Genomic DNA, 12404 nt, shown 5'->3' on the forward strand with positions numbered 1-12404 from the left:
CTTATATAAATCAAAGGTTTATATAAAATGCACTCTTTTTGGGCTTGATTTGATGGCGTGTTAGGGGTAACCTAGCACCCATCATGAATAATCGCTCAGAAAACAACAATACGGTAGGATTTGACGAACATAGCCGCGCTGAAAGTTGGGATAGTAATGATCGTCTTGAAACCGAATCATCTGCTGCCAACGTGTATGCACAGGGCGGTTTATCTCGTCTACAAACCTATGCAGCAAATCAAGTTTCGGGGAAAAAAGTGACAGCTTCTTGGCGTGCCGCTTTGGCCGTTCGCGATGCCGGACCGCCTGCTATGTTGCGCAGTGTACGGCCTAATATCGTCCAATCTATTCGTGCTTTCCGTACGCCTGATCTGCAGGAAGCGGCTACGGAGCTTGGTCAGCACTTTATTTACGCTAATTGCGCTCATGCACTGACCAAAGGTGAGGTGTTGGAGGCTATTGCCATTGCCTATACTTTCACCAAGCAGCAAGCGAAAAATTTTGATCCTTTATTGGATGCCTTAACAACCACTATCGATAAATCAGGCCCTCAACCCGGTTTTGTAGTGGTGTTGGAAGGTTTGCCTTGCACGCAGAAGTTTGACAAAGAGGCTCGTGAGACATTGTTAGATGTGTTCCGTGATGCTGTCGATTTCTGGGCAGAACGTCGCACACCTTATCGCGTCTTCTACTCGTTCGCCTAAATAGAAGGCTCTAAGAATTATTTAGAGCTTTTTGTAGTTCTTTCTGTATTTGAGCATCCCAAACGCTATGTACGGCCGTGATCGCAACGATTCCGGCCGTTTCCGTTCTTAGGACTCGGCTGCCTAGGGAAACAATTTGATACCCAGCACGTTCTGCCAAAGCCTCTTCTTCTGGAGAGTGACCGCCTTCTGGGCCAATCATTAAAATAATATCTTGCGGTCCATTTTCTAAGAGTACGGAATACATGCTTTGAGTGGCATCTGGACTTAAAAGCAGCTTGAGGGATGGCTTTTGGGGCGCCTTAAGATAATCCGCCAAGTTCTGAATGGGCTCAACTTGGGTAAATACCGTTCTGTCGCATTGCTCGCATGCAGCTTGCACAATCCCAACCCAGTGGAGTAAACGTTTTTGGGCGCGTTCCTGGTCGCTTGAGCGGGTTAATTTGAGTACTGAACGCTCGCATTGCAAGGGGGCGATTACTTGAGCGCCAGTTTCTACAGCTTTTTCGACTGTCCAGTCCATTTTGTCCCCTCCGGCCAACCCTTGTGCCAAAGTAATCGCGTAAGGAGACTCCCGATGGGTATCACTGCGAATTTGACTAATCTGCGCCAGACCACTCTTTCCAGTTAAGGAAAGCAGGTGAGCTTGGCCTATTTGCCCTTTTCCATCGAATATGGGGAAGTTTTCACCCGGTGGAATGCGTCGAACACGCAGATGATGGGCTAGCTCGGGTGTGAGCTCGGTTGGCTTTTCGGATTGCCATGGGCTGGGAAGATAAAATTGAGGCATTACTGAAATATAGCTAATTTATTTTCCCAGGGACCACTTTTAGAATGTCGAACCTTCAAATACGAATGGCAAATGCTATTCGCGCCTTATCCATGGATGCAGTGCAGCAGGCTAATTCTGGCCATCCTGGCATGCCAATGGGCATGGCTGATATTGCTGTTGGTCTATGGAATGAGCACCTACGGCACAATCCAACCGATCCACATTGGATGAACCGTGATCGTTTTGTTTTATCAAACGGACATGGATCGATGTTGCTCTATGCACTTTTACATCTGACTGGCTATGACTTGCCAATGAGCGAGTTAAAAAATTTCCGTCAATTGCACAGCAAAACCCCAGGTCATCCAGAGTATGGAATGACGCCTGGCGTAGAGACAACCACAGGACCATTGGGTCAAGGTATTTCAAACGCGGTTGGAATGGCGCTTGCAGAAAAATTACTTGCTGAAGAATTTAATCGTCCCGGTCACAAAATCGTAGATCACCATACCTATGTATTTCTAGGAGATGGTTGCTTGATGGAGGGTATCAGTCATGAAGTTTGTTCATTGGCTGGTACGCTGAAGTTAAATAAGTTAATTGCACTCTGGGATGACAACGGTATTTCTATTGATGGCAAAGTGGTTTCTTGGTTCAATGAAGATACGCCAAAACGATTCGAGGCTTATGGGTGGAATGTCATTCGCGCCGTAGATGGCCATGATGCGCAAGCGGTAGCTGCAGCGATTGCACAGGCTAAGAAAAGCGACAAGCCAACACTCATCTGCTGTAAGACTGCGATTGGTCAAGGCTCGCCTAATATGGCTGGTAGTGATAAGGTGCATGGCTCACCACTGGGCGCTGCTGAAATTGCTGCTACTCGTGTAGCACTGAACTGGCCCTACGCCCCATTTGAAATTCCAAATGATATATATGCAGCATGGGATTTTAAGAAGCGTGGTCAAGCAGCTGAGCATGAGTGGAATAAACAATTCCAAGCGTATAAAACTAAATTTCCAGAGCTGGCTTCTCAATTGCAACGTCGTATGCAAGGTGACTTGTCGAAAGACTTCGCTCCTACCTTAGAAGCCTATTTAAAAACTTGCCAAGCAAAGGCAGAAACAATTGCTACTCGCAAAGCAAGTCAAAATGCGATTGAAGCATTGGCACCTGCTTTACCTGAGTTCATGGGCGGTTCTGCAGACTTAACTGGATCGAATTTAACGAACTGGTCTGCATGTAAACCAGTGCGTGCTGATCAATGGGGAAACCATATTAATTATGGTGTGCGCGAATTTGGTATGAGCGCCATCATGAATGGTATTGCCCTGCACGGTGGCTACATTCCATTTGGTGGAACTTTCTTAACTTTCTCCGACTATAGTCGCAACGCCATTCGTATGGCTGCTCTCATGAAGTTGCGTAGCATTTTTGTTTTCACGCATGATTCGATTGGCTTGGGTGAGGACGGACCAACACACCAATCTGTAGAGCATGTCGCCAGTTTGCGCTTAATTCCAAACTTAATGGTTTGGCGCCCTTGCGACACCACAGAGAGTGCGGTGGCATGGGGGGCAGCGGTGGCCCGTAAGAATGGCCCAAGCGCATTGATCTTTAGTCGCCAAAATTGCCCATTCGTTTCTCGTAATGCACAGCAGATTAAAGATATTGCACGCGGCGCTTATGTATTGCGTGACCCACAGAAGCTCAAGATCAAGGCGGTGATGATTGCTACTGGTTCAGAAATTGCTTTAGCGCTGCACACTGCAGAACGTTTGGAGCAGGAAGGTGTTGGTATTCGGGTGGTGTCTATGCCTTCGACCACTGTATTTGATCAGCAGGATGCTGCATATAAAGCAAAGGTGTTGCCAGCCAATATTCCGCGCATTGCGATTGAAGCGGGTGTGACCGATGGTTGGTGGAAGTATGGATGCGCCGCCGTACATGGCGTTGATACTTTTGGTGAATCAGCCCCAGCGCCTGCGCTCTATGAGTATTTTGGTTTAACCGTGGATCAGATTACTAAGACAGTGAAGCAATGCATTGCTCATGCTGAGGCTAATGAGTAAACAACCAATTTGAATATTAGTAAGGGGAATGGAATGACAATTCGTGTAGCAATTAATGGATATGGACGTATTGGCCGCATGGTTTTGCGTGCCCTGTATGAAGATCAGGTGAACGGCAAGCCAAGACGTGACATCAAGATTGTTGCGATCAACGCGATGGGCGACATTGATATCAATGCGCATTTAACGCAATATGATTCTGCGCATGGTCGTTTCCCTGCTGAGGTAAAAGTAGATGGTGATCATATGGTGGTGAACGGCGATCGCATCAAAATGTTCTCCACCCGTAATCCATTGGAGACGCCTTGGGGTGAATTGGGTGTGGATTTGGTATTAGAGTGTTCTGGAAAATTCACATCTAAAGAAAAAGCCATGGTTCACATTAACCAAGGCGCAAAAAAAGTACTGATTTCTGCGCCTGGTGAAAAAGATGTGGACGCTACGATTGTGTATGGCGTAAACCAACATGTCTTAAAGCCAAGCGATATTGTTGTTTCCAACGCAAGTTGTACAACAAATTGTTTGGCTCCCTTGGTCAAACCATTGTTAGAAAAGATTGGTATTGAGTCTGGTTTGATGACAACCATTCATGCTTTTACCAATGACCAAGTGTTGACTGACGTTTATCACAAGGATATGCGCCGCGCACGTTCTGCAGTCACCAGCATGATTCCTACTAAAACAGGTGCAGCTAAAGCGGTTGGTTTGGTTTTGCCTGAACTAGCGGGGCGTTTCGATGGTTTTGCGATGCGCGTACCGGTCATTAATGTTTCGGTCGTTGATTTAACCTTTGCCGCTAGCCGTGCGACCAGTGTGGATGAGGTCAACACGATCTTGAAGACTGCAAGCGAAGGCGAACTCAAGGGTATTTTGGGCTTTAACACCCTGCCTTTGGTTTCAATTGACTTTAACCATGACCCTCGCCCAAGTATTTACGATGCCTCACAAACCCGTGTATCAACTGACGGAAAATTAGTCAAAGTATTGGCTTGGTACGATAACGAGTGGGGTTATTCAGTGCAGATGCTCAATGCAGCCGAGGCCTTGATGGCTGTAAAGTAATTAAAAGTAGCTAAAATTACTTAAAAGTTGTCAAAATTAAGTAATTATCTGAAAAAGACCTCATTTAGAGGTCTTTTTTCATTAAGTCTTCGATTTATTGGGGCAATTCTTCTTCTGACAGTGCCCATAAAGGGCTAAAGAGTGCTCTTGCAGGGTAAATCCAAGGTTTTTGGCAATATCTTGCTGCCTTTTTTCAATTGCCTCGTCAACAAACTCTTCAACATGCCCACAATCAAGGCATACAAGATGATCATGGTGTTGACCTTCATTGAGCTCATAAATTGCGCGGCTATCACCTTTACTGGATTCAAAATGACTGCGAATGAGTAGGCCAGCCTGCTCAAATTGAGTCAAGACCCGGTAAACCGTGGCTAAACCAATGTCTTGATCATCTTTTGCTAGCGCTCTAAAGACATCCTCTGCGCTGAAATGGGTGCCCCCGTTCTGGTGAAAAAAATCAAGAATTTTCATGCGTGGGCCTGTGGCTTTAAGGCCAATATCCCGTAAATCGGCTGGAGTAGGGTTTTGGTTCGTATTCATGGCTTTGCGAGCTAAAATCAAGGTCTTAATGATACGGCCAGCCATGCAAAATTGCCTTCAACTATTTAATCGACTTTTGACCCCTTGTGCGAAGCACTCGCGCCAAACTGCGCGCCTTGGATTCTTGACACTCACCTTGTTGATGGGTCTCGGGATCGGGGGTTGCACTACCAGTGTGGATGAAGTGCAGCGGAACTGGATGAATTCAATTTTTAGGCCTTATGTTCCAGACATTGTGCAAGGCAACTTCATCTCCAGTGAGCAGTACTCCAAATTAAAGGTTGGCATGAGTCGCGAGCAAGTTCGTCAGATTTTAGGCACACCTCTGTTGGCGGATTATTTCCATGCAAATCGTTGGGATTATATTTTTGAATATAAACGCGCGCGTCAAGTGATTGGCAAAGAAAGACGCGTAACCGTCTTTTTTGAGGATGACAAGGTAGTCAAGTTCGATGGCGATGCATTGCCAACTGAAGTGGAAATGGTAGCTGAAATTGATGGCTATGCAAAAACCAAACGTTCATTCTGGCAAGTAGTTACTGGCACTGGAAAAGGTCCTGAGACGCCTCCATTGCAACAACCAGAACAATTGGTGCCTAGTACAACAGATAATATATCGGCAGCAGCCTCCGCTTCAACAGCGCCAGCCTCAGAAGTGCCTGCCTCTACTAGCGATCCGCTTACACCTCAGTAATAAAGTAAATCTGTTTATTACTGAGTGATGCCAATCAGTCTCAATATCTTAAATAAGAAACGAAGAATCAAATGATGAAGATTGCAATTGCCGGCGCAACAGGGCGCATGGGAAAAATATTGATCGAGACCGTTTTAAAAACGCCTGATGCCCAATTGGTTGGTGCGCTTGAGCATGCTGCATCAGAATATCTCGGGCAAGATGCGGGTGCATTCTTGGGTCAAACTACCGGCATCATTATTTCTGACAATATCGCGCAAGTATTGGAAGGTGCCGAATATCTGATTGATTTCACTCGCCCTGAGGGCACGATGGCTCATTTGGAAGTAGCTAAAAAAACCGGTACCAAAATGATTATTGGCACCACTGGCTTAACCGCCGAGCAAATTGATAGTCTGAAGATTGCTTCCCAAAGTTTAGCAATCATCTTTGCCCCAAATATGAGCATTGGTGTCAACGCCACTTTTAAGTTATTAGAAATTGCCGCAAAGATGTTGAACCAAGGTTACGACATCGAAGTGATTGAGGCCCATCATCGTCATAAGGTGGATGCCCCGTCTGGTACAGCGCTGAGGATGGGCGAAGTGATTGCTGATGCATTAGGTGAGAAGCTGGCTGATGTGGCGGTGTATGCGCGTGAAGGCCATACTGGGGAGCGTCGAGCAGGCTCAATTGGTTTTGCTACGATTCGCGGGGGCGATATTGTTGGTGACCACACAGTGCTATTTGCTGGAGAGGGTGAGCGGATCGAGATTAGTCATAAGTCGTCTAGTCGCCAGTCTTATGCTGAGGGCGCTTTGCGAGCCGCACGTTTCCTTCAAACACAAAGCTCGGGCTTGTATGACATGCAAGATGTTCTAGGCTTGCGTCAATAATTAGTCAATTAAAAAAGAAGAAAAGAGTTGTATTGAATGAGTAAGGACTATGACTACCGCAGTATTGAAGCGGCAGCACAAGCTGATTGGATTAACGCTGGGGTATACAAGGTATCGGAAGATGCTTTAGATGCTTCTGGCAAACCAAAGCCAAAGTATTACGCCTGCTCAATGTTGCCTTATCCTTCCGGTAAGTTGCATATGGGTCACGTACGTAACTACACCATCAATGACGTGATGGCACGTCAACTCAGAATGCAGGGTTATAACGTTCTGATGCCGATGGGTTGGGATGCATTTGGTATGCCAGCTGAAAATGCGGCCATACAGAATCAAGTTCCCCCTGCAAAGTGGACCTACGACAACATCGCTTACATGAAAAAGCAAATGGCTGCGATGGGGTTGGCAATTGATTGGTCGCGTGAAGTAGCTACCTGCAGTCCAGATTACTATCGTTGGAATCAATGGCTCTTTTTGAAAATGCTCGAAAAGGGAATTGCTTATCGCAAGACTCAACTTGTTAATTGGGATCCAATAGATCAAACCGTATTGGCCAATGAGCAAGTGATTGATGGGCGTGGTTGGCGCTCTGGCGCTTTAGTCGAAAAGCGTGAGATTCCTGGCTACTACTTCAATATCACCGCATATGCTGAGCAATTGCTCTCTGGCTTAGATAACTTAGGTTGGCCTGAGCGCGTGAAGACCATGCAGCAAAATTGGATTGGAAAAAGTCGTGGCGTACGTTTTGCTTTTAAGCATGAAGTTCAAGATAGCCATGGTCATTTTATTCAAGACGGTTTACTTTATGTATTTACTACACGCGCAGACACGATTATGGGTGTTACCTATTGTGCGGTAGCAGCAGAGCATCCATTGGCGGCACAAGCGGCTTTAAGCAATCCCCAATTGGCTGCTTTCATAGAGAAATGCAAAACAGGTAGCGTCATTGAAGCCGATCTAGCCACTCAAGAAAAAGAGGGTATGTTCACGGGCTTATATGTAACGCATCCCCTCACGAACGAATCCGTCCCAGTCTGGGTTGGTAACTATGTATTGATGAGCTATGGAGATGGCGCAGTGATGGGTGTTCCTGCCCATGATGAGCGTGACTTTGCTTTTGCATTGAAGTATCAACTCCCCATTAAGCAAGTGATCGCCTTGAAGGGTGAGTCATCTTTATTTAATGCAACACATTGGGAAGCTTGGTACGCTCAAAAAGACAATGTAGTTTGTTTGAATAGCGGGAAATACGATAGCATGTCTCATGAAGAGGCGGTAGCCGCAGTAGCCAGTGATTTAGAGAAAATGGGTATTGGTGAGCTTAAAACCACTTACCGTTTGCGTGACTGGGGTATTTCACGTCAACGCTATTGGGGTACGCCTATCCCAATCATTCACTGTGATGATTGTGGAGCAGTGCCAGTGCCGGAGGCTGATTTGCCAGTAGTGTTACCTGAAGATTGCGTGCCTGATGGAAGTGGTAATCCATTAAATAAACGTGCCGACTTCTTGAATGTGAAATGTCCAAAGTGCAGTAAGCCCGCTCGTCGTGAAACCGACACAATGGATACTTTTGTTGATTCTTCTTGGTATTTCATGCGTTATACCGGTCCTAATGCAAAGACAATGGTAGATACCCGTAATGAATACTGGATGCCAATGGATCAATACATTGGTGGCATTGAGCATGCTATCTTGCATCTACTCTATGCGCGTTTCTGGACCAAGGTGATGCGTGACTTAGACATCATCACCTTTGATGAGCCATTTCAAAACCTATTAACTCAGGGTATGGTCCTCAATGAGACCTATTACACAGAAGAGGCTTCCGGTAAAAAAACTTGGTTGAACCCTTTGGATGTCGAATTAGACCTGGATGAAAAAGGCCGTCCACGAGGCGCTAAATTAAAAGGGGATTTTGCAGGTACGCCAGTCATTATCGGCGGCGTCGAAAAGATGTCGAAGAGTAAAAATAACGGGGTTGATCCTCAGGCACTGATTGATCAGCATGGCGCTGATACAGCGCGACTCTTTGTGATGTTTGCTGCGCCACCAGAACAACAATTGGAATGGTCTGGCGCTGGTGTAGACGGCGCCTCTCGTTTCTTGCGTCGTATTTGGATGTATTCAAGCAGTCAAGCAGAGGCAATTGAGAATGCCAATCCTGATTTGCCAACCGCTTTCAATGAGTCAGAGAAAGAGTTGCGTCGCGAGATTCACTCGATCTTAAAGCAAGCTAACTTTGACTATCAACGTCGTCAGTACAACACGGTAGTTTCTGCTGCGATGAAGATGCTCAATATCCTTGAGCCTATCAAGCTTGGTGAGAAGGCAGAAATTAGCGCTTCCGTATTACGTGAGTGCATTGGTATTTTGTTGCGCGTTTTGTATCCAGTCGTACCGCATTTAACTCATACTTTGTGGAATGAAATGGGTTATGTGAAAACCTATGGTTTGTTATTAGACGCCCCATGGCCATTGGTGGATGAGGCGGCATTGGTCCAAACAGAAATCACCTTGATGCTGCAAATCAACGGAAAATTACGTGGGGATATTCGGGTGCCAGCCGATGCTAGCAAAGAGCAGGTAGAGGCTCTAGCATTGCAAAGTGAGCCAGCCCTCAAGGCACTCAATGGAAATGCGCCCAAGAAAGTGATTGTGGTGCCTGGACGTCTAATCAATATTGTGGCCTAAGTTTTTAACTGAAAATATGAGCGCAAATCAACTCAAGTCAAAGCAGTCAACATTGGGCACACACTTTTTGCCTGTGCGCCGAATGATGCTTGGGATGCTTGTTTTGACGCCCGTAAGTGGCTTGCTTGCTTGTGGATATCGTTTGCGCGGGATGGTCGATCTACCCTATAGGGTGATTGCGATTACGGGTTCCCCAACACCGCCCATGCGTAATGATTTACAGCAAGTGATTCTCACTGGAACTGATGCAAAAGTAGCGATTAATCCAAAAGATGCAGATGTTTTGTTGGAGATTACTAACGAAGTATATGGGCGCGAGATTTTGACTTACAACTCCAGCGGACAAATTTCCGCCTATCGCCTAACAATTCGCGTCGGCTTTAGGGCGATTGATACTGCGGGTGCAGACATTCTTCCGGATACAGAAATCTATATCAGTCGTGATATGGACTTTTCAAACTCTACCGTGTTAGCTACCGATGCTCAGCAGCAGCAATTCTTAACTTTGATGCGTAAAGATTTGGCCGTCCAGATTTTGCGTCGCTTAGCTGCTTCCTCTAAATCCCAGCAATCTAAAAGTTTTTAAGAGTGATTGTTTAATCGCATGGTTAAAAGCGATGCCCTGCAAATTCATCTGAAGTCGCTCACTTGTGCAGCTGCTTTAAAGTCGCTTTATATATTTTCTGGAGATGAGCCTCTACTGATGATGGAGGCAATCGATCAACTACGTGGTCTAGCAAAAAAATTAGGATTTACTGAGCGCGAAGTGATGCTGCAAGAGCGTGGTTTTGATTGGAGTACGCTATTGAACGCGGGGCAGACCATGTCTTTATTTGGTGATAAGCGCTGGGTTGAGCTACGCATTCCTACGGGGAAACCAGGACGGGATGGGGCAGATGCTTTAAAGCATTTTGCCGCCCAAATTGCGTCTCTGTCCACTGGTGCTGATGGGCCAGAAACAATCGTTTGTATCATTTTGCCCAAATTGGATGGCAAGACAAAAACATCTGCTTGGTTTACTGCCCTAGATGATGCTGGCATGGCTATACAGATTGATTCTCTTGATCGTGGCTTATTGTCGCAATGGATTGCTGGACGACTAAAGACGCAAGGTCAGGAAGTAAGTTCTGGGCCAGAGGGTCGACGTGCTTTGGAATTCATTGCCGATCAAGTAGAGGGTAATTTAATTGCAGCTCACCAAGAAATTTTGAAGTTGGGCTTGCTTTACCCTAAAGGGGTTTTAACTGAAGAACAGATCCGCGTTGCCATTCTGAAGGTTGCTCGATATAACGTATTTGAGCTGACTGAGGCGATGTTAGCTGGTGACTTGCCGCGCTTAAATCGAATGCTGGATGGGTTGAAGGGTGAGGGTGAGCCACTTGTTCTTATTCTGTGGAGCGTTACTGAAGAGCTTCGACTACTATCTAAGCTGAAGGTCGCAAGTGATGCCGGCGAATCAGTTCAGCAATTAATGCGCGCCAATCGGGTGTGGGGCAATAAGGAGCGTCTTTATCCTGCAGCCTTAAAAAGGATTCAGCCACTTAAATTGCGCAGAGCAATGCAGGTAGCGGCTGGGTTGGATCGACAAGTAAAGGGCCTTCATGTGCCAGAACTACCGGCTGATCCCTGGGACGGATTACGTTTGGTGGGCAATTTATTGCGTTAGTAGTATTTCCATTTAATACAGAGTAGATATAAAGTCAGAAAATGAGTGCTTCAATTAAAGAAATGATGCAGGAAATAGGGCAAAAAGCACGCGCTGCTTCGCGCGCTATGGCGCGGGCATCTAGCGAACAAAAGAATCAGGCGTTATTACATATCGCCAAATTAATACGTGAGCAAGCAAGCGAGATTCAAGTCGTTAATCAGATCGATGTAGATCGCGCCAGGAAAAATGGCCAAGACGCAGCTTTTGTTGATCGCTTAACGATGACACCTAAGACCATCGAAACGATGGCTTTGGGTTTAGAGCAAATTGTTTCATTAGATGATCCGATCGGCAAAATTTCTGCATTACAAAAACAGGCCTCGGGGATCGAGATAGGACAAATGCGTGTCCCTTTGGGTGTGATTGGCATTATTTATGAGTCTCGACCAAATGTCACCATTGATGCAGCCTCTCTTTGTTTGAAATCAGGAAATGCTGTCATTTTGCGTGGTGGCTCTGAAGCCATTGATTCCAATACCTTGCTTGCAAAAATCATTCAAGCAGGTTTAGCTGCCGCTCATTTACCAATGGATGCGGTACAGGTCGTCAGTACTACAGATCGCAGTGCCGTTGGTGAAATGATCACAATGACCCAATATATCGATGTGATTGTTCCTCGTGGCGGTAAGAGTTTGATTGCCCGCTTGATGGCTGAAGCTCGCGTGCCAATGATTAAGCATTTGGATGGAATTTGTCATACCTATATCGATGCGGATGCTGATGTCGCAATGGCGGTAAAAGTATGCGATAACGCCAAGACGCAGCGCTACGCACCTTGCAATGCAATGGAAACTTTATTGGTTAATCAAAATATTGGTCCAACTGTATTGCCTTTGCTGTGCAAAATTTATCAAGATAAAGGTGTCGAGCTCCGTGTAGATACTGCTACACGCAAGACATTAGAGGCTGCTGGATTCTCGGGCTTGGTTGATGCCACGGAGGAGGATTGGCAGACTGAATACCTCGCGCCTATTTTGTCCATTAAAACGGTAGCCGATATGGATGAGGCGATGAATCATATCGAACGTTATGGCAGCAAGCACACGGATGCCATTATCACTAACAATCAATCACAAGCGCATCGTTTTTTACGTGAGGTGGATAGTGCGAGTGTGATGGTCAACGCGAGTACCCGTTTTGCAGATGGTTTTGAATATGGTCTTGGCGCAGAAATTGGTATTTCAAATGACAAGCTACACGCCCGTGGCCCTGTCGGTTTGGATGGACTGACATCTCTCAAATACGTTGTGATGGGTCATGGCGAGATCCGCACTTAATTTTTTAGG

11 protein-coding genes are annotated in these 12404 nt (G+C 46.0%); 9 read left to right on the plus strand and 2 right to left on the minus strand.

Annotation, left to right across the window (positions count from 1 at the left end; genetic code table 11):
• Window positions 1–83: 83 nt before the first annotated feature.
• Window positions 84–704 carry a barstar family protein gene (locus M2125_RS00105; RefSeq protein WP_076024001.1) on the plus strand — a complete coding sequence of 207 codons (621 nt, stop codon included), beginning with the start codon at window positions 84–86 and terminating at the stop codon, window positions 702–704.
• Between the two features lie 10 nt (window positions 705–714).
• Here M2125_RS00105 and M2125_RS00110 read toward each other — a convergent pair whose 3' ends face one another.
• Window positions 715–1494, minus strand: coding sequence for a 16S rRNA (uracil(1498)-N(3))-methyltransferase (locus M2125_RS00110; RefSeq protein ID WP_076024002.1), 780 nt, complete (start codon window positions 1492–1494; stop codon window positions 715–717).
• A gap of 44 nt (window positions 1495–1538) precedes the next feature.
• Between M2125_RS00110 and tkt the strand changes: the two genes are divergently transcribed.
• Window positions 1539–3545: a transketolase gene (tkt, locus tag M2125_RS00115; protein ID WP_280741390.1), complete on the plus strand. Its 2007-nt coding sequence runs from the start codon at window positions 1539–1541 to the stop codon at window positions 3543–3545.
• A gap of 33 nt (window positions 3546–3578) precedes the next feature.
• Window positions 3579–4607 (plus strand): type I glyceraldehyde-3-phosphate dehydrogenase, encoded by a 1029-nt coding sequence (gene gap, locus M2125_RS00120; protein WP_280741389.1) that lies wholly within the window; start codon window positions 3579–3581, stop codon window positions 4605–4607.
• An 81-nt stretch (window positions 4608–4688) separates the two neighbouring features.
• Here gap and fur read toward each other — a convergent pair whose 3' ends face one another.
• A complete protein-coding gene (fur, locus tag M2125_RS00125) occupies window positions 4689–5147 on the minus strand; it encodes a ferric iron uptake transcriptional regulator (protein ID WP_076024078.1) in 459 nt (152 codons plus the stop codon).
• 43 nt (window positions 5148–5190) lie between these two features.
• Between fur and M2125_RS00130 the strand changes: the two genes are divergently transcribed.
• From M2125_RS00130 to M2125_RS00155, 6 genes are all read left to right on the plus strand, one after another.
• Entirely contained in the window at window positions 5191–5841 is a 651-nt protein-coding gene (locus tag M2125_RS00130; RefSeq protein ID WP_280742291.1) for an outer membrane protein assembly factor BamE, read from the plus strand.
• 74 nt (window positions 5842–5915) lie between these two features.
• Window positions 5916–6716 (plus strand): 4-hydroxy-tetrahydrodipicolinate reductase, encoded by an 801-nt coding sequence (dapB, locus tag M2125_RS00135; protein WP_076024005.1) that lies wholly within the window; start codon window positions 5916–5918, stop codon window positions 6714–6716.
• 36 nt (window positions 6717–6752) lie between these two features.
• Window positions 6753–9410, plus strand: coding sequence for a leucine--tRNA ligase (gene leuS / locus M2125_RS00140; RefSeq protein ID WP_280741388.1), 2658 nt, complete (start codon window positions 6753–6755; stop codon window positions 9408–9410).
• Window positions 9411–9426: 16 nt separating this feature from the next.
• Window positions 9427–9996, plus strand: a complete 570-nt coding sequence (locus M2125_RS00145) for an LPS-assembly lipoprotein LptE (protein ID WP_198929301.1) — start codon at window positions 9427–9429, stop codon at window positions 9994–9996.
• Window positions 9997–10014: 18 nt separating this feature from the next.
• Window positions 10015–11076, plus strand: a complete 1062-nt coding sequence (holA, locus tag M2125_RS00150) for a DNA polymerase III subunit delta (protein ID WP_076024007.1) — start codon at window positions 10015–10017, stop codon at window positions 11074–11076.
• 41 nt (window positions 11077–11117) lie between these two features.
• Window positions 11118–12395 carry a glutamate-5-semialdehyde dehydrogenase gene (locus tag M2125_RS00155; protein WP_076024008.1) on the plus strand — a complete coding sequence of 426 codons (1278 nt, stop codon included), beginning with the start codon at window positions 11118–11120 and terminating at the stop codon, window positions 12393–12395.
• The last annotated feature ends 9 nt before the right edge of the window (window positions 12396–12404 follow it).

This window comes from Polynucleobacter sphagniphilus (assembly GCF_029892205.1).
Classification (GTDB): Bacteria; Pseudomonadota; Gammaproteobacteria; order Burkholderiales; family Burkholderiaceae; genus Polynucleobacter; species Polynucleobacter sphagniphilus.